18 protein-coding genes are annotated in these 20,250 nt (G+C 58.9%); 6 read left to right on the top strand and 12 right to left on the bottom strand.

What is annotated here, in order from left to right; translation table 11 throughout:
• Positions 1 to 7: 7 nt before the first annotated feature.
• The 3 genes from ACSQ2W_RS24845 to ACSQ2W_RS24835 form a co-directional block, all read right to left on the bottom strand.
• Positions 8 to 1,906, bottom strand: a complete 1,899-nt coding sequence (locus ACSQ2W_RS24845) for a flavohemoglobin expression-modulating QEGLA motif protein (RefSeq protein ID WP_436088776.1) — start codon at positions 1,904 to 1,906, stop codon at positions 8 to 10.
• Positions 1,903 to 2,724 (bottom strand): N-formylglutamate amidohydrolase, encoded by an 822-nt coding sequence (locus ACSQ2W_RS24840; RefSeq protein ID WP_436088775.1) that lies wholly within the window; start codon positions 2,722 to 2,724, stop codon positions 1,903 to 1,905. The genes ACSQ2W_RS24845 and ACSQ2W_RS24840 overlap by 4 nt, the downstream gene beginning before the upstream one ends.
• Positions 2,725 to 2,897: 173 nt before the next feature.
• A complete protein-coding gene (locus tag ACSQ2W_RS24835) occupies positions 2,898 to 3,563 on the bottom strand; it encodes a TetR/AcrR family transcriptional regulator (protein ID WP_436088774.1) in 666 nt (221 codons plus the stop codon).
• Between the two features lie 127 nt (positions 3,564 to 3,690).
• On the opposite strand from ACSQ2W_RS24835, the gene ACSQ2W_RS24830 reads away from it, so the two are divergent.
• Both ACSQ2W_RS24830 and ACSQ2W_RS24825 read left to right on the top strand, forming a co-directional pair.
• A complete protein-coding gene (locus ACSQ2W_RS24830) occupies positions 3,691 to 3,954 on the top strand; it encodes a hypothetical protein (RefSeq protein WP_436083726.1) in 264 nt (87 codons plus the stop codon).
• A 270-nt stretch (positions 3,955 to 4,224) separates the two neighbouring features.
• A complete protein-coding gene (locus ACSQ2W_RS24825) occupies positions 4,225 to 6,444 on the top strand; it encodes a tetratricopeptide repeat protein (RefSeq protein WP_436088773.1) in 2,220 nt (739 codons plus the stop codon).
• A gap of 7 nt (positions 6,445 to 6,451) precedes the next feature.
• On the opposite strand, the gene ACSQ2W_RS24820 is transcribed toward ACSQ2W_RS24825, so the two are convergent.
• From ACSQ2W_RS24820 to ACSQ2W_RS24805, 4 genes are all read right to left on the bottom strand, one after another.
• Entirely contained in the window at positions 6,452 to 6,973 is a 522-nt protein-coding gene (locus ACSQ2W_RS24820; protein WP_436088772.1) for a YHS domain-containing (seleno)protein, read from the bottom strand.
• Positions 6,974 to 7,020: 47 nt separating this feature from the next.
• Positions 7,021 to 7,611 (bottom strand): ankyrin repeat domain-containing protein, encoded by a 591-nt coding sequence (locus ACSQ2W_RS24815; protein WP_436088771.1) that lies wholly within the window; start codon positions 7,609 to 7,611, stop codon positions 7,021 to 7,023.
• Between the two features lie 105 nt (positions 7,612 to 7,716).
• The gene (pncB, locus tag ACSQ2W_RS24810; protein ID WP_436088770.1) at positions 7,717 to 9,021 is read right to left on the bottom strand and encodes a nicotinate phosphoribosyltransferase; all 1,305 of its coding nucleotides are present in this window, start codon (positions 9,019 to 9,021) and stop codon (positions 7,717 to 7,719) included.
• A 206-nt stretch (positions 9,022 to 9,227) separates the two neighbouring features.
• Entirely contained in the window at positions 9,228 to 9,542 is a 315-nt protein-coding gene (locus ACSQ2W_RS24805; RefSeq protein WP_436088769.1) for a DUF6074 family protein, read from the bottom strand.
• A gap of 269 nt (positions 9,543 to 9,811) precedes the next feature.
• Here ACSQ2W_RS24805 and ACSQ2W_RS24800 point away from each other — a divergent pair, with 269 nt between their 5' ends.
• Complete coding sequence (locus ACSQ2W_RS24800; protein WP_436088768.1) at positions 9,812 to 10,156, top strand: hypothetical protein; 345 nt, start codon at positions 9,812 to 9,814, stop codon at positions 10,154 to 10,156.
• Between the two features lie 71 nt (positions 10,157 to 10,227).
• On the opposite strand, the gene ACSQ2W_RS24795 is transcribed toward ACSQ2W_RS24800, so the two are convergent.
• The 3 genes from ACSQ2W_RS24795 to ACSQ2W_RS24785 form a co-directional block, all read right to left on the bottom strand.
• Positions 10,228 to 11,763 carry a SpoVR family protein gene (locus ACSQ2W_RS24795; protein WP_436088767.1) on the bottom strand — a complete coding sequence of 512 codons (1,536 nt, stop codon included), beginning with the start codon at positions 11,761 to 11,763 and terminating at the stop codon, positions 10,228 to 10,230.
• A gap of 12 nt (positions 11,764 to 11,775) precedes the next feature.
• Positions 11,776 to 13,092, bottom strand: a complete 1,317-nt coding sequence (locus tag ACSQ2W_RS24790) for a YeaH/YhbH family protein (RefSeq protein WP_436088766.1) — start codon at positions 13,090 to 13,092, stop codon at positions 11,776 to 11,778.
• A gap of 139 nt (positions 13,093 to 13,231) precedes the next feature.
• Positions 13,232 to 15,181: a PrkA family serine protein kinase gene (locus ACSQ2W_RS24785; protein ID WP_436088765.1), complete on the bottom strand. Its 1,950-nt coding sequence runs from the start codon at positions 15,179 to 15,181 to the stop codon at positions 13,232 to 13,234.
• Between the two features lie 837 nt (positions 15,182 to 16,018).
• On the opposite strand from ACSQ2W_RS24785, the gene ACSQ2W_RS24780 reads away from it, so the two are divergent.
• The gene (locus ACSQ2W_RS24780) at positions 16,019 to 16,582 is read left to right on the top strand and encodes a transglutaminase-like cysteine peptidase (RefSeq protein WP_436088764.1); all 564 of its coding nucleotides are present in this window, start codon (positions 16,019 to 16,021) and stop codon (positions 16,580 to 16,582) included.
• A gap of 84 nt (positions 16,583 to 16,666) precedes the next feature.
• Here the strand turns inward: ACSQ2W_RS24780 and ACSQ2W_RS24775 are convergent, their stop codons facing one another.
• Positions 16,667 to 17,377, bottom strand: coding sequence for a hypothetical protein (locus tag ACSQ2W_RS24775; RefSeq protein WP_436088763.1), 711 nt, complete (start codon positions 17,375 to 17,377; stop codon positions 16,667 to 16,669).
• Positions 17,378 to 17,655: 278 nt separating this feature from the next.
• On the opposite strand from ACSQ2W_RS24775, the gene ACSQ2W_RS24770 reads away from it, so the two are divergent.
• Positions 17,656 to 19,056, top strand: coding sequence for a sensor histidine kinase (locus ACSQ2W_RS24770; RefSeq protein WP_436088762.1), 1,401 nt, complete (start codon positions 17,656 to 17,658; stop codon positions 19,054 to 19,056).
• A complete protein-coding gene (locus ACSQ2W_RS24765) occupies positions 19,053 to 19,703 on the top strand; it encodes a response regulator (protein WP_436088761.1) in 651 nt (216 codons plus the stop codon). The genes ACSQ2W_RS24770 and ACSQ2W_RS24765 overlap by 4 nt, the downstream gene beginning before the upstream one ends.
• Here the strand turns inward: ACSQ2W_RS24765 and ACSQ2W_RS24760 are convergent.
• Complete coding sequence (locus tag ACSQ2W_RS24760) at positions 19,697 to 20,113, bottom strand: hypothetical protein (RefSeq protein WP_436088760.1); 417 nt, start codon at positions 20,111 to 20,113, stop codon at positions 19,697 to 19,699. The genes ACSQ2W_RS24765 and ACSQ2W_RS24760 overlap by 7 nt on opposite strands.
• Positions 20,114 to 20,250 lie beyond the last annotated feature (137 nt).

Here is a 20,250-nt window from a genome sequence, read left to right as displayed (position 1 = left end):
GCGGCTCCTAGCTTGTGAGCATGCCCAAAGGGGTCAGTCCCTCCCGCGCCTTGTCGAGGCGCGCCTGAGCCTGTGGATGAAGGAGGAAGGCGGGGCGCGTGACCGGCGCCTTGAGCAGGCCGCGCAGGCTGAGTTCCTGCATCACCCGGAAATGCGAAGCGGAAATCTTGCCCATCCAGAACGGATCGAGCGCGCCGCCGGCTTTCAGGTGGTCGAGCAGTTCCAAGAGGCCTCGCAGATAGATGGCGTCCTTGGCGAGCCCGCCACCGCGGTATAGCCGCAGCGTCAGATTGAAGGCGGTGGCCGGGCCGAACCCGTGTTCGCCGACGAGCATGTTGTAGGTCTCGGCAAACGGCCGCCCTTCAAGCATCGCCGAGCAGGCGACGACGCGGGCAGCGACGAGGCGCAGCCGCGCGACCGTCATGCCACCGGCCATGTATTCGGAAAAGACGGCCAGGCCCTCCTGCATGCCCTCATAGCCAGCAAGACCCGAGCGGAAAAGCCGCAGGCCCTGCGCCGAGCCGTTGAAATAGGTGAGCAGGTGTACACCGATTTCGTGACTGAGCAGTGCATGCACGCGGCCTCTCGCGACGCGAGTGGCGCGGGAAATGAGCAGGCGACCGTCGGACACCAAGAGACCGGGCGGCAAGTCGTCGCGCAATTCGATCTCGGCCGCGAACCCTTCATATTGCCGCTGATAGTTGGCGATCATCGCACGGGCGGCAATCTCGACATCGTAACAGCCAGCGATCTCGGTATCGGTCTCGCCGTCGTCGCCATCATGGGCAGCTTTCGCCGTTTGCCCCAGGATTTCCACCGCGTTGCGGTACAACGAGGTCTCGACGGGGCCATAGAGCGCGCGGCTGTATTCGATGAAGCGGCTGGTCTCGCGCGCCGAGATCAACGACAACTGCAGATCAAGTTCCTGCTGCTTTTCGCGATAGAGATGGTAGAGAACCGGATCTTCGAAGCGGTCGAAGGCGACCGAGAAGAGCTTCCGCTTTTCCGCCTCGACCTGCACGGACAGCGGCCGGTATAGAAAGCGCGGCGCGCGCTTGAAGTTGTTTGCCTTGAACTCCTGCCAGGCGGCATCGGCATTGATCGGCGTGACGGCCAGAAGGAAGTCGAAGCTCGCGGCGACATCGTCGATGCTGCGGTCGGCCCGGCTCACCGCATCGACGAAGGCTTTGCGGCCAAGCGCGCGGTGGGTGGTAACCTTCAAACACTGCGTTGCGGCGACAAAGGCGGCGAAGGCCTTCAGGCCGGCATCGAAAATATTGGCGATCAGGCGCTCGCGCAAATCGGGATAGATCTTGCCCGATTCCGGCTGCCGATAGATCGGCGCAAACCGCACCGCCACCAACGAAAATCCCGTTTCCCGAGCCAGCGTCGCCGCCTGGAAATCGGTCTCGAGCGCGAACCGCTCGACACGGGGCGTGCGGAACTTGACCTGCCTTATATCGGCCCCCTCTGCCAATGCCGTCTCGGCCTCCCCGGCGGCAGGCTCGCCGGTCGCGGCAATCCTGATCTCGAACGGCGGCAGATAGGGTGCATCGTCGGTCAGGAAGGTGTCATGCTCCAGTTCATCGACATCCAGCAGCATGAAGGCGCCGAACCGCTCCCTGAGAACGCCGCCGACCGCCGTGACGATCGGTACAGCCTCATCAAGATTATCGGCAATCAGATAGGAGGCATTGGCAGCGGCGACATCGCGGGCAGCGAGGTCTCCCCGTCCCCTGGTCAGGAAAATCGACAGGAATGGCAGCGGCCGGTCGATATGCAAGCGGCCGCCGTGACCGAACTCCTTGCGCACCGCCTTTTCGGCGCGGATACAGTCGAGGATTTCCTCCAGCCATCGAGGATAGACGGCGGGTCTATCGCGATCTTTGCGGCGCGTGTTCGTCATGGCAGCGCTCGCAGGGTTTCTTCGAGGACAGGCAGCGACAGCCGAACCATCTTGCGCATCGCTTCCAGCGCTTCGATGTCCGGCTCGCCGGTCCATTCGTCCATGAAGACCTTCTTGAACTCGACCGCGATGGCACAGCCGGACCGCGGGAAGCGCTCATGAACGAACCGTGTCTGCTCGCCCCTGCCATGGAAGGCGATGTTCTCGCGCACATCCATGTGAAGCCCGCGAAACTGGAAGGCGCGCAATTGCTCCGTGAAGGCTTCGACCACCGGCGCCCAGCGCCGCCGATCCATCGAGGACGTGCCCAGATTGATCTGCGGTGCCACCTCAATCGCCATCTCCGGGGCGTTGGCGCCGTCGCGGCGGTGGTTGTAGCTGTGCACGTCGAGGAGGACGAAAGCGCCATATTGCCGTTCGAGGCCGCGCAGGTGGGTTTCAAGCATGTCGTAATAGGCCTCATGCACGCGCAACGCAGAGGCGATCGCCTCGTCGGGCAGCCGCTCCTTCCAGACCGTCAGTCCCCAGGCCTGCTCAGGCTTGAAATAGATCGCGCCGTTACGGTCGCGGTTGATGTCGACCTCGAATCGGGAGCGGTGGAAAATGATGCGGTTGGGCAGGTCGCGGATGAAGAATTCCGTGAACGGGTCCTCTTCGCGCAGCCGCTCGTCGCTGTCGAGCGCTATCAGGTCTTCGAGATCGCTGCGCAGATGATGTCCGTTGTGAATGGCCGTGCCGACGACCGGCGATGCGCCGCGATGCGCCGACCACCAGTCCAGCGGATCTGGATCTGCGATGATATCCTGGAAAGAGGGCATACCGTCCTTCTCATTGACTGAAGCGGCGAGAAGACATCGCCTCGCGTCTCTTTTTCAATCAACGAGTAAATGAAGGGGAGGTATGTTTTGTTCCATCGAACGCTTCGCGCTGGCCCGCCTGTGTGCGCAGGACGCTACAGGGAATGCCAGCCCTGGCTATGACACGGGAGCTTTCAGAGCATCGTAGCCCGTTGGCAGAACGAGGCGATCGCCGCCTCGCAGGCCCGCATGAAGCGCATTGATGGGCCTTCGCTGCCGGTGGCGAGTTTGCTCACCTGTGCGCCCTCCATCAGCATGGAAAGTGTGTCTGACAACAGTTCGGGTTCGCTGACACCCGCCTCTTGACAGAGAGCTTCCAGCCGGCGGCGCTGGGCAAGTTTGAAGTTTTCGATCACCGCATGGGCCGGATGGCCCTGTTCCTTGAGCTCTACCGCGGCATTGGCGAGATCGCAGCCATACTGATTATCCGCAAGGCACTGGGCTCTGGCTTTGACCCAGCCATGCAGACGCGCCATCGGGTCGTTCGGGTGCTGTGCTTCGAGTTCTTCCCACAAGGCGGAGGCCTGTTCGGACTTGAACCTGAGCGTTTCGCAAATCAGGTCGTCCTTGGAGCCGAAATGACGGTAGAGCGTCATCTTGTTGGTCTCAGCGGCTTCGGCGATGGCATCAACGCCGATGCCGCGGATGCCGTGCTGCCGAAAAAGCTCGCAAGCCGTTGAAACGATACGATCTCGTGGTGCCACCCGGACCTGCATACACTCGTTTTTTTCCGGCCTTACATCCGCCGGTTTCGGGCTCGATACGGATTTCGAATTTTTACTGTCGAGGCTTCTTGACATAGGTGTGACCGGTCGGTAACTATACAGATGTTACTTACTGGTAACACCACATTAGTATGCTGTCAAGTTTGAGACCCCGGCCGGGATCCCCCGCCGGAAAAGACGATGAACCCGAAGGAATACCCCGATGCACCAGGCCAACAGCGATCTGACCATCACGGAGGTTTTGACCGACCCGATGATCCGCGCCGTCATGCGTGCGGATGGCGTCACCACAAACGAGATGAAAACGCTCCTCTATTCCGCGGCCAGCGCCCTTCGCCAGACGCAGCCGGGCTCAGTGAGTGCCAGGAATCATACGGCCAATCTTCTTGCCGCGCCGAAGCGCCGGCTGCTGTCCATGGTGCACCCGCTTGCCTCGCGCTCCGACTTGCTGCGCATGAGCGCTTAGCGAGACCCTATCCTCCCGGCGCATCCTTCAAAGAGAATGCGCAACTAGACCCAGCCGGACGCCTCCGCCGGCTGGGTTTTTGTTTTCAAGGCCCCGGTTCCGTCCGCCCAATCTGTGCCGGCCGTCGTAAGCTGGCGCTATCGGGATCGGGCTATCGCCCACCCTGTGGAACATCGGAGTGTTCCATCGGATTACCTGCGAACAGGCGCAATGGCGTCGGTGTCAGACCTGCTGTAGAGTAAAACTGCCGCATTCCGAGAAAGTCCGGACATGGAGCGCCATCTCGCCGCAATCCTGATCGCCGATGCCGTTGGTTATAGCCACTTGAGCGAGATCGACGAAGAAGGGACGCGCTTCCGTTTCCAACGCGACATGAAGGATATCTTCGAGCCGCAGATCGCGGCGCACAGCGGCCGTCTGGTCAAGACCATGGGCGACGGCCTGCTGGTCGAGTTCCACAGCGTGGTCGATGCCTTGCGCTGTGCGGTGGACATACAGCAACAGAAGGCGAAGCAAAACGCTGCGCTGCCCCCCCGTGAGCGGCTTGAATTCCGTATCGGCGTCAATCTCGGTGACATCATTGTCGAAGGCGACGACATCCACGGCGACAGCGTCAACATCGCAGAGCGGATACAGACGCTTGCCAGGCCTGGCGGCATCGCCATTTCCGGGCCGGCCTATGATCAGGTGAAATCGAAGCTTTCCGTTGGCTATGTCTCGCTCGGCGAACAGAAGGTCAAAAGTATCGGCGAACCGGTTCGCGCATACCATGTCGTACTTGACGCAGCGGCGGTTGGCAAGACGATTGGCGCGCGGAGAAACCTTCGCGGCTGGCGCATTCCGGCCGCGACCGTGGCGTTCATCGCCTTCCTGTTGATGGGTGCAGCCTTGTGGTGGCAGCCATGGGCGCTGATCCTGCCGCAGGCGCCTATCAATCGCTTCGCCTATCCGCTGCCAGACAAGCCGTCGGTTGCGGTGCTGCCCTTCATCAATGTCAGCGGCGACAAGGAACACGACCATCTGGCCGAAGGTTTGACAGACGATCTCATCACCGAATTGTCGAAGGTTTCCGGGCTGTTCGTGATCGCACGCCATTCGGTTTTCGCGATCGCGGATACGCCCGCCAAAGTTCAAGACGTCGCAGCGGAACTCGGCGTGCACTATGTTCTGGAAGGCAGCTTGCAACGAGCAGGGCCAAGACTGAGGATCAACGTCAAGCTGATTGACGCGGTGACCGGCCTTTCCCTTTGGGCTGAGCGCTATGACCGGCAATATGCCGACCTCTTCGCGGTGCAGGACGACGTGATATCCAAGATCATCTCGGCTTTGGCCATCAAGCTAAGCGAAGGCGAACGGGACCGGCTGGCGCGGATCCCCACCAATAATCTGGAGGCCTATGACTACTATCTGAGAGCAGAACAGGAGGGTGTCACCTACAGCGATGTCGAAACCTATCGCCGGACGTTGTCCTTCTACCAGAAGGCAATCGATCTTGATCCCGCTTTTGCCAATGCGCATGCCGGGATCGCGCGCGTGGCAGTCGATGTCTGGCGCAACGACTACACCTTTCTCTGGTCGGCGGCGGTGGCCCGCAAGATAGCCTATGACGCAGCGGGGCAAGCCCTGAAGCTCGATCCCAATAACGCACGGGCACACACCGTCCTGGCCCTGTTGCAGTTGGTTGACGGGCGCGACGCGGAGGCAATGGATTCGGCCAACAGGGCGGTTACGGCCCAACCAAACGATGCGGAAGCCTTTGGGAACCTGGCGCTCATCCTGGCGCATACAGGCGACCATGAGCAAGCGATTACAGAGATGGAGAAAGCCTTGCGACTTGATCCCTCACCCCCGCCGAGCTTTCAGTTGCTGGCCGGCATCGTTTTTTATACGGCGCGCGCAAATGAGAGGGGCATTCCGCTAATGGAAGCCGCCAAGGCCGCCTTGCCGAACGCCGAACCGGTGCACGAATATCTGGCTGCGGCCTATACGGTCCGGGGCGATCGGGCGCGCGGTGCTGAGGAGGCCGCAAAGCTCCTGGAATTGTTTCCGGATACCAATCTTACCTATTACAGCTATCTCTATGACTACTGGCGCGCGGATGACCTCCAGTATCATCTGATCAGCCTGCGGGCAGCCGGCATTCCCGAATGGCCGTTCGGCTTTGAGGGAAAAGAGGCCGATCGGGTTGCAGGTGTCGAGTTGCGCAACCTCGTCAATGATAAAACATGGGTTGGCAAGCACAGAAACGGCACCGATTTCATCCAGCACTTCGACAGGACCGGAAACACCGCCTATCGCAGCACCAATACGAGCATTACCGGGATCGTGGAAATAAAGGATGGCCGTCTCTGCGAAACGTTCGGCGGCTCGTTCCTCGATCGCATGGTCTGCGGATATGTTTACCGCAACAAGTCCAGGCAGAACCCTGCGGCCCGATACATTCACGTCACGCCACAAGCCCTGAAGTTCTTTTCGCTTGCGCCTGCATAATGCCGGATCACTTGGTTGTATTCTGCTGCCAATCCGCCTGCAGTTTTTCAGAAACAAGCGTGTGCTGAACATCGGCCCAATGCTTCTGTGAACTGACGACCTTGGTCGGATTCTTTGCAAAGCCGTCGGCGGCGCCCGGATCGTAATTGATGTAGAGCTTGCCTTCTATGATCCGCCACGCTTTTGGATCGATGTTGGTCGTCACGGTTCCCAGCGACACCCCGTCAGCGCAATAGCCGCCGTACTGCGGCGCGTACTTGGCCGGTTCCTTTATGAAAAGGTCACGATTTTCGGCGCTCGCAAAATGCCATGTGGCACCCAGCCAGCGATGGCTATATTTAGCGGAGCCCTCCACGGCCTCGTTCTGGGTGAAATAGGCCACCGGGTCGTAACCCTTGATCGCGACGTCGCCAAAGTAACCGGTATTGACAAAATCTCCAGCCACTGAAGGCTGAGCAAACAGGAAAAGGATCGCGGTCCCGAGAGCACCGGTGATGCTGTTCCAGCGGTTTCGTTTGTGATCAGACATAACACACTCCGTTTTTTACGGGCGCGGCTCGGTGCTGCGACGAGATGTTATTTTCGTTTCGTGCATTCGGTATAGAGCCATGGGCCGACGAGTGCTGCGTCCTGACAGACGGCGCCTGCCTTCAACAATAGGTCCGCCGCATCCCAGTGTTCGCGCCACCCCGCCTGGGTCAAAGGCGTGTAACCGTTTCTTTCCTTTGCTTCGACGTCCGCCTTGTTGGCCAGCAGAAAGGCGACCACATCCGCGTGGCCCTCTTCCGCTGCCGCATGGAGCGGTGTCATCCTGTAGAAATTCTTGCTGTCGTTCACTGCCGCCCCCTTGACGACAAGCAGCTTAACGACATCGAGATTTCCGCCATAGGCCGCCGCATGCAAGGCGGTCAGCCCACCCTTGTTGCGAATTTCGATATCGACGCCGCGCTCCAGCAAGACCGCCACGACGCCGGTGTGTCCCGCAAGCGAGGCAAGAAGCAGGGGCGGCTCACCGGCACTGTCGGGTTCGGTAACGTCAAGACCTTGCTCCAACAAGCGTTTGGCGCCTTCAACATCGCCATTCCTGGATGCGTCGTGAAGGGGACCGGCTACCGCGGCGGCGGCCCATACCATCGCTCCAAGGGCAGAAGTGTAAAGACAATTCATCGCCGAGCCTCCGATCCCATCTTCGGCTTCGTTAGAAGGCGCTCAAATTAGCACAGGCAGTTCGCAGGAACAACAATTGTACCGGAAACGTCATCCGCCAAGCAGTCAGACCTTTACCACCTGCTCGGTAAAATCCTCCGTCCCGAAGAATTTCAGGTAGCGCTCGACTTCCGATGGCTCGCCGGTCGCCTTGCGTGGATTGTCGGAGAGCTTGACGGCGGGACGGCCATTGGCGTCGCTGACCTTGCAGACAATGGAAATCGGATTGAGCCCGCTGATTTCCATCGGCGCACAACCGGCGAAATCGTTGGTGAGGTTGGTGCCCCAGCCGAAGCTCATCCGCACCCTGCCGCGGAAATGCCGGTAGGTCTGGAGAATTGCCTCCACATCGAGACCATCCGAGAAGATCAGCAGCTTTTCCTTCGGATCGCGGCCCATCTTCTGCCACCAGGCGATGATCTTCTCGCCGCCTTCGATCGGCGGTGCGCTGTCGGGGCGGAAACCCGTCCAATCCGCCACCCAGTCAGGCGCATTGCGCAGGAAGGCGGCCGTGCCAAAGGAATCCGGCAGCACGATCAAGAGATTGCCGCCATAAAGCAGGTTCCAGTCCTGCAGTACCTTGTAGGGCGCTTCGCCGAGTTCCTGATCGTTGCGGGCCAAGGCGGCTGCGACCATCGGCAACTCGTGCGCATTGGTGCCGAGCGCTTCGAGATCGGTATCCATGGCAAGCAGCACGTTGCTGGTGCCGGAAAAGGACTTGCCGATGCCTTCCTTCAGCGCCTCGACGCACCAGCGCTGCCAGAGAAAGCTGTGGCGGCGGCGGGTACCGAAATCGGAGATACGCAAGTCGGGATAGGCCCTGAGCTGCTCGACCTTCGACCACATCTTGGCCTTGGCGCGGGCATAGAGTACGTCGAGCGCAAAAGGCCCCATATCCTTCATGGCCGTGCGCGAACGCAATTCGTTGATAATCGCCAGCGCGGGGATTTCCCACATGGTCGTGTGCGTCCATTTGCCGGGGAAAGTCAGCTCGTATTGGCCGTGACGACGCGACAGCTCGTAATCCGGCAACTGAAAATCGGCCAGCCAAGCGAGGAAATCGGGGGCGAAGATCTGCTTGCGACCATAGAAGGTGTTGCCAGCGAGCCAGATCATTTCCTTCTTGGTGAAACGGAGATTACGCACGTAATCCAGCTGCTCGCGCAATTCCTGCTCGTCGATCTCGTCGGTCAGAAGCACCGTCTTGGTGCGGTTGATGACCGAGAAGGTGGCATCGACATCGGGATAGAGCCGCCAGATCATCTGCAGCATTAGGAGCTTGTAAAAGTCCGTGTCGAGCAGGCTGCGCACCACCGGATCGAGCTTCCAGGCATTGTCGTAGACGCGGCGGGCGATATCCGTCTTGGTCATGCAAAAACTCCCCGCGCCCTGCCCTTCAATCTCAAGCCTATACGCGGCTTACCCTACACTCATGACACGGTATCCGACCTTGCCGCAACAGGCTGATGCAAAGCCAAATAGCCTCGCAGTTGGCCAGCGTCGCGTTTCGGACGGATTGCCTCGCTCCGATGGCCAGGCCGTGATGTCGCCCGGAGACCGCCGGCGATGATGTCACCTCACGGATTGAGGCGGTAACCGTCCTGCGCTTCGGCAGCGAGGCGATCCGAATAGCGCCGCATCATTTCCACCTGGACTTCTGTCTGGAACGCCATGACCTGCCGGGAGATCGCGTCATCCCCGCAGCCAAGTGTCTTCAGCCTTGCCGCCAGGGCACGGCACTCCGTTTTCCAGTATTGAAGGGCGGCCTCGCCATGGATGTTTTCGAGCTCCGACGCACAGCGCCGGACCAGGCTTACCTGTCCTGCAGGGGGAAACGGCACGACCCGTTCTTTCGAATCCGAAAAACGCACATCCATCAACGCAGCACTCATCCGGCGGTTCTCCATGTTCGCCATTCTTGTTTACAAAGCATATGGTTAACGCTTCGTATCCGCAGCGCAATCTTCCCTCATTTCGGGCTTGTCACGCTGTTTGAGATGGAGAGAACGGCAGCTGCGAAGAAGGCCATGCCGGCCCCGCACGATATTGGGAAAATCTCAACGCCACCCGAGTGGGCAGGATTTCCCCGCGGCAGCCTATTCATAAGTCTTAACTAAAATATGTATGAACGGTCGATGAACGATTACGGTACAGGACCGCAATGCTGCTGCATTTTCGGCCGGCTGAGCAACGTCGCAAGCCGCTGCATACCTCGATGGAGGTAGATGCCTGCCGTTTCCGTGCGGCTTTTTTTTCCTTATCGCCGGGAACATCGGTTCCCCTCCGACGTTTTGCGAAAAACGGGAGGAAAACCATGACCCATCACATCGATAACCGACAAACCCAAAGGAACACAAAGCCGACCTATGAGGTTGCCAATCACTGCAAGAGAAACGGAATCGATAAATCTGAAGCACGCAAGATCGTTCAAATGTTGGGTCGTTTCGCTAGCCGGCACGAACTCGAAGTCAACGCACCGCCCAAGAAGCCGAAGTTTCGGTATTGATGGCGCCTTCACCGCCCGTTCCAAACAATGCGATCAACTGAGGATGCAGGGCGCCGTGATTCGGTCGCGCGCTACGCCGTCGAGCATTCGTAGCGAACTTTACCCGTTTCCGCGTCGACGCCCGCCAGGCTTACGTCATAGCCCCACAGATGGCGAACGTGCCGCAGGGTGGCGTCACGTTCTTTTTCTTCCAAAAGGATGCCGTTTTTTATGTTGTGCCGCAGGCGGAGTTGGCGGTCGCCCAGCAGGTCGACATCCACGACCTGGATGTCCGGCTGGTTAGCGCCGACATCGTAACTCTTGGCGAGTGCCGCGCGGACGGCCCTGTAACCCCGCTCGTTATGGATTGCAGCGACCTCGCAGTATTTCGCATTCCGCTGATCCGTCAGCAGGAACAGCCTGAATTTACGGATTAGCGCTGGGCTCAGATATTGCAGGATGAAAGATTCGTCCCGATGATTTGCCCAGGCATCGCGAAGGGTTTCGCGCCATTGGCCGCTTCCGGCGATCTGCGGAAACCAGTCTCGATCCTCCTGTGTCGGGTGGTTACAAATGCGCTCGATATCCTGCATCATGGCAAATCCCAGCGCATAGGGGTTCATGCCCGAGTAGCGCGGATCATCGAAAGACGGCTGAAAGACCACGCTGGAGTGGCTGTGGAGCATTTCCAGGATGGCGCCTTCGCTGATTTTGTCCTGATCGAACAACCGGTTGATAATGGTGTAGTGCACGAAGGTGGCGCAACCCTCGTTCATCACCTTCGTTTGCCGCTGCGGATAGAAATACTGGGCGATGACGCGAACGATCCGCAGGAGTTCCCGCTGCCACGGCTCGAGGATCAAGCTGTTCTTCTCGAGGAAGTAGAGCAGATTCTCTTCCGGCAGATTAAGCACCTTCTTTCGCTCCGAGGCTTCGCGTTCGGCCTCTTCCGGGTTGGGACGCTCGGCGGAGCGGGGCAGCGTTCTCCACAGATCGCTATAGGTCTGTTCCTCATATTCCAGCCTTTCGCGGACCCGCTCCTGCTCTTTTTTCGAGGAGAGGCGGGGTGGGCGGCGGGAACGGAAGACACCTTGATCCATAAGTGCGTGGGCGGAATCGAGAATGGCCTCCACGGCGGATGTTCCGTGCCGCTCCTCGCATTTCGCAATGTATTTCTTGGCAAACTCCATATAGCTCAGGATAGCGTTGGCGTCGGTCCACTGCCGGAACAGGTAGTTGTTTTTAAAAAAGTGGTTGTGGCCGAAGGCGGCGTGGGCGGTCACCAGGGTCTGCATCGCCATCGTGTTCCCCTCCATCAGGTAGGTGATGCAGGGGTTGGAGTTGATCACCAGTTCGTAGGCAAGGCCGTGATGGCCCTTGCGGTAGTGATGCTCCTCGAAAACGAACCGCTTGCCGAAGGACCAGTGCTGGTACATCAGCGGCATGCCGACGGAGGAATAGGCATCGAGCATCTGCTCAGCGGAGATGATTTCGAGCTGGTTGGGATAGACGTCGAGACCGAGATCATCGAGCGCGATCGCCTCGATGGCGTCATAGGCGCGCGACAGCGTCTTGAAATTCCAGTCGGAGCTGTGAAACAACAGCTGTGAGGCGGTGCTCTTTCCCATTGCCGGCTCCGTTCAACTGCGAAACTGCATGGTCGGCTGCCTGGCGAAGAGCTTTCGAAAGACAGGGTAGATGTCGGAGGGTCTTGCGATCCGCGTCATCTGGAAATTCGGCCATTTGTCATCGACGGTACGATAAGCGCGCCAGAGCGAGGTTCCGTTGTCAGTCGACCCGAAAATTTCGGTCTCACGTTCATCGATGATTTCGACATAGGCGTAGTACTGGCACAGGCGCATCAGCGCGACGTTGAGAATAGAGGCGCAGCGCTCTGAATCGCGGGGGATATTGTCGCCATCCGAGGCCTGGGCGGCATAGATGTTCCATTCCTTTGCCGGATAACGCTCCCGGATGATAGCGAGCATCTCCTCAAGCGCGGTGGATACCACCGTGCCGCCACTTTGCGTGCTGTAGAAGAACGTGTCTTCGTCGACTTCGCCGGCCTCATCGGTGTGACGGATAAAGACGATATCGATCCGGTCGTAGCGCCGTTTAAGGAAAAGGTGCAGCAGGACGAAAAAGCGCTTGGCGAGATCCTTCTCCCGCTCGCCCATGGAACTCGAAACGTCCATGAGGCAGAACATCACCGCATTGGCATTTGGCAGCGGCTGGCGCTCGAAACGGTTGAAGCGGATGTCGACCGGATCGACATAAGGAATGCGCCGGCGCCGGCGCTCCAGCCTGTCCAGTTCCTCACGCAATGCTTGCAAGCGCTGGCGTTTCGTGGCGTCTGGGCTCTTTTCCGTTTCCAGCCCGGCGATCTCCTCGGCGATTGCCTCCAGCGCCTTTCGCCCCGGCCGGTGCAGCGCGATGCGCCGCCCATAGCTGTTGCGCATGGTGCGGCCCACATTGATGTTCGTCGGAGAGCCGCTGGTGGCGAAGCCTGCCCGCCGCGGCTTGAAGGCGACGGCCTCCTTCAGGCTGAGTTTGACCATGTCAGGAAGTTCAAGATCCTCGAAGAAAAGGTCGAGCACTTCCTCACGTGACAGCAGGAACTGGAAGTCGTCCTCGTCGCTGCCGGTGCCGGCGCCCGAACCTGCCCCGCCAGCGCCGCGTCCCTGTTTCTCGATGCGATCTCCCGGCGTGTATTCCCTGTTGCCGGGCAGGACGTATTGCCGATCGCCGCTGTCGCGTGAAGGCCGGAAAGTCGGCTCGCTGGCGCCGCCTGCGGGCATGGGGACTTTGTGCCTGGCGTCGACGTCGGCGATCCGGTCCGTCTTGATATGTTCCTTGATGGTCCGCTTCAGCTCCTCGCGTGCCCGCTTCAAGAAACGCCGCCGGTTGCCGAGGCTCTTGTCTTTCGGGTTGAGGCGACGGTCGATGAAATTCGGCATTGACTACCCCTAGAACATGATGCCGAAAACGGTGAAGAGGCTTTCGGGCAACATCATGCTCCAACGCTATCATTGAGAGGCGGATTCAGATTTCAGGTGGATTCGACCTGAAATCATCCGGCTCTGGACATCCGTACGCTCACCCCGCCTTGTTGACGCGCATGTACCACTCGACGAGCCGTCGAACCTGCCGTTCGGTATAACCGCGCTCGATCATGCGCTGGACGAACTCCGCATGCTGCTTTTCGGTGGCACTGTCCTTCTTCGAACCGAAACTGATCACCGGCAGCAGATCTTCCACCTGGCCGAACATACGCTTTTCGATCACTTCGCGCAGCTTTTCATAGCTCATCCAGGACGGATTTCGGCCGTGGTTCTTGGCACGGGCGCGAAGCGTGAACTTGACGACCTCGTTACGGAAGTCCTTCGGATTGGCGATGCCGGCCGGTTTCTCGATCTGCGACAGCTCATTGTCGAGGACGGTCCGGTTGAGGATCTGCCCGGTGTCAGGATCCTTGAAGTCCTGATCCTCAAGCCATGCGTCGGCATAGGCGATATAGCGGTCGAACAGGTTTTGACCGTATTCGCTGTAGGATTCCAGATAGGCTTTCTGGATTTCATGACCGATGAATTCGGCATAACGGGTCGCCAGCTCCGACTTGATGAAGTCGAGATAGGCTGCCTCCGTCTCCTTGGGAAACTGCTCGCGCCGGATTGCCTGCTCCATGATGTACATGAGATGCACCGGATCGGCGGCGATTTCCTTGGTGTCGTAGTTGAAAGTCTCCGACAGCACCTTGAAAGCGAAACGGGTGCTGACGCCCGTCATGCCCTCATCGACGCCGGCAGCATCACGATATTCCTGCACCGATTTCGCCTTCGGATCGACGTCCTTCAGGTTCTCGCCGTCATAAACCCGCATCTTTGTGTAGAGAGGCGAGTTCTCATGCTCTGCGAGTCGTGTGGAAACGGTGAAGCGGCTAAGGTTCTCCAACACCTCCGGCGCGCACGGATTATTGGCCAGTTCGCTTTCGCGAAGAAGCTTTTCGTAGATCTGCCGCTCTTCGGTGACGCGCAGGCAATAGGGCACCTTGACCACCAGAATGCGGTCGAGGAATGCCTCGTTGTTCTTGTTGTTCTTGAACTGCAGCCATTCGGATTCGTTCGAATGGGCGACGACGATGCCCTGATACGGAAACGCGCCGAAATTCTCCGTGCCGTTGTAGTTGCCCTCCTGGGTCGCGGTCAGAAGCGGATGCAGGACCTTGATCGGCGCCTTGAACATTTCAACGAATTCGAGCAGGCCCTGCGTCGTGCGGTTCAGCCCGCCGCTGTAAGAATAGGCGTCAGGATCGGCCTGGCTGAAGTTTTCGAGCTGGCGGATATCGACCTTGCCCACCAGCGACGAGACGTCCTGGTTGTTTTCGTCGCCCGGCTCGGTCTTGGCGATGCCTATCTGGCGCAGACGGGACGGCATCAGCCTGACGACGCTGAATTTCGAGATGTCGCCGCCCACCTCGTCGAGCCGCTTGGTGGCCCAGGGCGAAATCATGCCCGTGAGGCGCCGCCTGGCTATGCCATACTTGTCTTCCAGAAGATCAGCCATGCGTTCGGGATCGAACAGGCCAAGTGGGGACTCGAACACAGGGCTGATCTTGCCACCGACCATCAGTGTATAGATCGGCCGCTGCTCCATCAGCTTCTTCAGCCGCTCGGCCAGCGACGACTTGCCTCCACCGACCGGGCCTAGCAGATAAAGAATCTGCTTGCGTTCTTCGAGGCCCTGAGCCGCATAGCGGAAATAACCGACGATGCGCTCTATCGTATCTTCCATGCCATAGAAGTCGGAGAATGCCGGATAGACTTTGATTGTTCGGTTGGCGAAGATTCTGCCAAGACGCTCGTCTGAACTTGTTTCGACGAAGGTCGGGTCTCCGATGGCTGCTACCATCCGCTCCTGCGCGGTGGCGTACATGTTTTTATCATCACGGCATGCGAGGAGATATTCCTGGAGACTGATCTCCTCTTGCGCTGCACTGGTGTAAATCTCCGAAAAGAGGTCGAAGACGTCGGTTTCACCCTTTTGCATCATGCTCTCCCGCGGCCGGTTGGCTGCCATGGGATCGCTGGCTTGTCGGCTCGCTTCATGAGATCAACGGTTTCCCTTGCAGTAAGTTCCTTCACATAACCGGCATCAGCAATGAATTAATAGATTGGCGGACGGGGGCGACATGTTGCGCATCCGCGCCGGTGATCAATGCCGGGATAAGACAAGTCAGCATTCCCGTTGTACACGACTCAGCAGTGTAGTGAAGACCGCCTGTGATGGCAATTCTAAGTGCCCAATTATAACGAGGAATTCATCGTCATCACTACTGCTGTGGCGTACGGAATTGCCGGCCCTCGCCGCGACTGCGTCATCAAAATGGATGGCGAATTCAACATCCGGTCGCCACTCGCGTTGCGGTAGATGAGGGGCTGCCCCCTGTTTTACCACCCATGCTCGCCGCCATTGCCCGTGAAAGTAGCGGCGCCTATTTGGCCACTGCCCTTCCGGCGTTTGGCGCCCCCGTTCGCATGCCGCCATACCTCTTGCGGCCGTCATCTGTCAGCCGAAAGCCTGCGCCTCTACCGCTTGTATCATTCTGCCTACCGCAACCGGGAAATGGTAAAAAAGATTTGTCAGTTCAGTGCCAGAGGCGCGGCTGGCGTCTACCGCCCAATCCCACGCCCCAGGGATTGCAGGTTGCTGAAAACACCAAACTGTACCCATCGCATGGGGAGTCAGAATGCTTTTTTATTCGACCTAGCGTGAGCACACCCAGAAACTGGTTGTTGCCGATATCACATATTATCAATAACTTAACTGATTTTTCTGCTGAACGCAGCGCACTTTGTCGCGCGCGGCGAGCAAGGGATTTTGACGATGAGGACGCTCGACCCAGCCACATCTCGCATGCAGTCGGATACCACTTGTCACTCCATCGACGACGACCTGATGACCTGCGAGCGGCACGAGGGCCGCAACTGGTCTTTGCTGTTGATCTTCGGTTCGTTGACGCTTGCCGTTGTGGCCGTTCTCTTCTGGCTGGCGTCTGCTGCCTTCTCGTTGGTAAGCGCAGCCGAACCGATCGCATTCAGCATCTATTGCATGGATCACCTCGATGAGTGCCCGACGAAGGGCCCCCGGTTCGTCCGCTATTCGGCTCCGCTGATGCAACTCGTGAGCAAGGTCCAAACCCAGGTCAATGGCGCAATAATCCCGAGGCGGGAAACCGTCGATGTGTGGTCGGCCGATGTCTCCAGCGGAGACTGCGACGACTATGTCATGACAAAGCGCCGCAGGCTCATTCAGGCTGGTGTTCCTGCGACAGCGATGCGCGTCGTCGTCAGTCGCCGCTCCGGCGAAGGTCACGTCGTATTGGTGCTGAGGACGGACAAGGGCGAGATCATCCTCGATAACCTGCGCCGCACCGCATATCTTCGTTGATCGCTGGCCGGATGTAAACTCGCCAAGTGATCAACCTGGGAATGCGTGGCCGGCAGGTCAGATCCGTGCCGGCCACATGACGGCTTAGTTTGCGGTTTCGTCTTCAATCGTCGTTGTTGTCGTCGTCGTGGTTGTCTCTGACGTCGTTTCCGGAAGCGTGTCACGAATTTGATCGATCTTCCCGACCGCCGGTCCGACACCAAGGATGTCCTTGGCCTCCTCCAAAGTGTCATCGGTCACAACGCCGTCCTTGGTGAAGCTGGCAAGTGCATCACGCAGTGCATCATCGCTGAGCGCCGGATCGGTCGGAACGACGTCAGGGCCGCTCTCGGCTTCGAACTGAGCATAGGCTAGCGCATAGGCCGAAATCGCCGCCATGCGCGGATCGCTTGAATTCAGATATGCGTGATAATTGCGATTGAGCGAGCTTAACCCGGCAGTATTGGCCTTGTCTGCGTTCACTTTCGCCGTGACCGTCTTCTCCGCTTTCGGCGTCTTTGCCGCCTTGACTGCCTTATCGGATTTCTTCCCGAACGTAAAAAGCGACTTCAGCGTCGGAGTGTCGTCTGCGCTGCTACCCTTTCCGGTCTTGCCTGAGCGCGCTTCACCAGACTTTCCATGGTTTTCGCTGCCGCCGCGACCTCCGCCATTACCGTTGCCACCTCCACCTCCGGAGTTACCATTCCCGTCCTTCGCATAGGCCGCGTCGGTGATGCCAACCGTGCCGCTTGCCACGGGGGCGACGGCGATCGTCAAAGCCACGATGCTTTGCCCGATTATTTTTGTAATAGACATATTGATCTCCCGTTGAAATATTCGCGGCCGGTGTTAGCGTGACGAAGCCGCCTTCGATGTGAAGCCAGCATAGTGTGCACACGAGAGCGGTTCCATCGCCTTCGGACCATTGCTTCACCGCGTAAGACTTAGGTCTGATCGGGGGTGACGCCAAAAGTCCGGCAAATGTCCATACCGTTCGCGTGCCATTGACCGTTCGCCTGGAGTGGGTAGTTTAACGACTCTAACCGCTCCCGAAGTGCCGCCTGCGATCAAGGCGACCGATCCCGAGATTGCTCGTGCGCGCCGACACCCTGATTACACGATGGAACATGCAGTCGCTGACGAAACAGTTTCTGCTGATCGGCGGCATTGTCGCGACGACCGCCATGGTACTGGTCGGCGGGTTCGTTTCCAGCCTGATAGAAGATGCGGTCACGCGAAATTCGGCCGCAACCACGGCGCTCTACGTCGACAGCGTCATCGCGCCGCTCTTGCCCGATATGCAGACGACCAAGGTCCTCGACGACGCAGCGACCCGCGCCCTCGATGAAACGCTTGGGCAGGGAGCGCTGGGTGAGCGGCTTCTGTCGTTCCGCCTCTGGCGAGCGGATGGCACTGTTCTCTATTCGAACGAGGAGGACGCGGTCGGCAAGCGGTTTGATCCCAGCGACGACTTGAGGACGGCATTTGCCGGCACGATGGTCGCCCAGTTCGAGCCGTTTGACGCCGCCGACAAAGAGACTGACCGGACGGCCGGCGTGCCGCTTCTCAAGATCTACAATCCGGTTCTTCAACCGTGGTCAGGACAAGTTGTCGCCGTTTCTGAATTTCACGAGATTGCCAATGATTTTCAGCGAAGCCTGCGCCGGGCGCGTTTCCACGCCTGGCTGGCAGTTGCGGCCTTCACGGCCTCCTTCTTCATCGTGCTTTCGGCGATCGTCCTGCGGGGCAGCAGAACCATCGAAAGTCAGCGCGGTGCCCTTGGGCAGCGCATCGACGAGCTTTCGGCGCTGCTTTCGCAAAACGAGACGCTGCGGGGACGCCTGCAACGCGCGTCGCAACGTGCAACGGCGCTGAACGAAAGCCATCTGCGACGCATCGGCGCCGACCTGCATGACGGCCCTGCGCAACTCGTTGCATTTGCCTCGTTGCGGCTGGACAGCAATGCGCTGATCAGTCCCGAGACCTCACTGGCAGCGCGCGAACGCGAAATCACCGCCATCAAGGCAAGCCTCGATGAGGCCATGGATGAGATCAGAACGATATGCAGCGGACTGGTCCTGCCGCAGATTGAGGCCGCGAGCTTATCGGAAATATTGGAGCGGAGCGTTCAGGCTCACAAGCAGCGAACAGGATCGGCCGTGGATTTGTCGATATCCGCCCCGCCCGATCGCCTTTCTCCGTCCGCCAAGATATGCATATACCGTTTCGTGCAGGAGGCGCTTAACAACGCCTACCGCCATGGCGGAGGCGTCGGCCAACGTGTCATGCAGACAATGAAAGGCGACCGGATCATGATCGAGGTCGCAGATAGCGGACCGGGCTTCGATCCCGGCGACGTGCAACCCACAAGCCTTGGACTCGCCGGTCTGAGGGAACGGATCGAAAGCCTGGGCGGCACATTTGACGTCAGCTCGTCCCCGCCCGGTACGGTCGTTAGGATGTCGCTCAGCACCGAGGAGATTGGACAAGCATGATGGCAGGAATACGCGTGGCGGTGGTCGATGATCATCCTCTGTTCAGAGAGGGAGTGACGCGAAGCCTGTCGGAGATCGACGGGTTTGAAATCGTGGCAGAAGGAAGCTCGAAGGACGATGCGCTGCGTATTGCCGAGAATCTGCACCCGGATGTCATGCTGATGGATATCTCGATGCCAGGCGGCGGACTGAATGCGATCCCGCTGATCCTTGAAATCGCACCGCTGCAGAAGATCGTCATGCTCACCGTTTCCGAGGCCAGCGACGATGTTACCGCGGCTTTGAACAGTGGCGCGAAGGGTTATGTCCTTAAGGGAATTGGTTCCCGCACACTGGCAGATGTCATTCGCACCGTGGCTGCGGGGGAAAGCTATGTCGCTCCGACGCTATCGGCCAAGCTCCTGTCCAACCGCTCGCATGCTCCTGTAAACCAGTCTGAGCTGGTTGCGAACCTGACCGCGAGAGAGCACGAGGTTCTGCATCTCGTGGCGTCAGGCATGAGCAACAAACTTGTCGCGAGGAAACTCGATCTGCAGGAGAAGACCGTCAAGCACCATATGACGCAGATCATGGCAAAACTGGGCGTCACGAACCGGACCGAAGCTGCCATGGTGTTGCGTGATGCGATCGACCACCGCGGTCAATGAATAAGCGATCGAAGCCGTTTTGCGTCTGCTGACGTTGCCCGCCGGTTCACTATGGTGCGCCCTCGGGCGTCCTTCATGATGTAGCGGCCATTTCTGATCTCTTCGCTCATCCCATCGATGTGGCGAACGCCCAGGGCCGAAGTATCGTCTTCGATTGCCGCCCCCTTCCTGCTCGTCCCACCCGAACTGTCGCCGGAACTATTGCTGTTTGCGCTGCCGCTTCCCTTGCCATTCCCGCCACCGTCATTGCCGCCACCGCCCTTGCCATTACCGCCGTTTTTCGCCATCGCGGACTGGAAAGCGAACTCAACGGTGAAGCCAGAAAACTTGATCTTGCAAGGAATCGTGGAAACGGAAAGAATGATAGAGACGGACCACAGCGCTGCAATAAATCTACGACCCGTCGACATTCCTATTCCCTTGAAAACGCGGATGGCGACCGCTCGCCTGATATCGGCTATCGCAATACGCACCGGTGAGCAATGGTAGACGCTGAGATCAAGATCATCGCAACCATCGCGATAGCGAAGCGAAACGCTTCATTGGC

Source organism: Pararhizobium sp. LjRoot255, from assembly GCF_964252905.1.
Taxonomy (GTDB): domain Bacteria; phylum Pseudomonadota; class Alphaproteobacteria; order Rhizobiales; family Rhizobiaceae; genus Pararhizobium.
The sequence above is the reverse complement of the archived record's forward strand: the minus strand, read 5'-3'. Positions and strand labels throughout refer to the sequence as shown.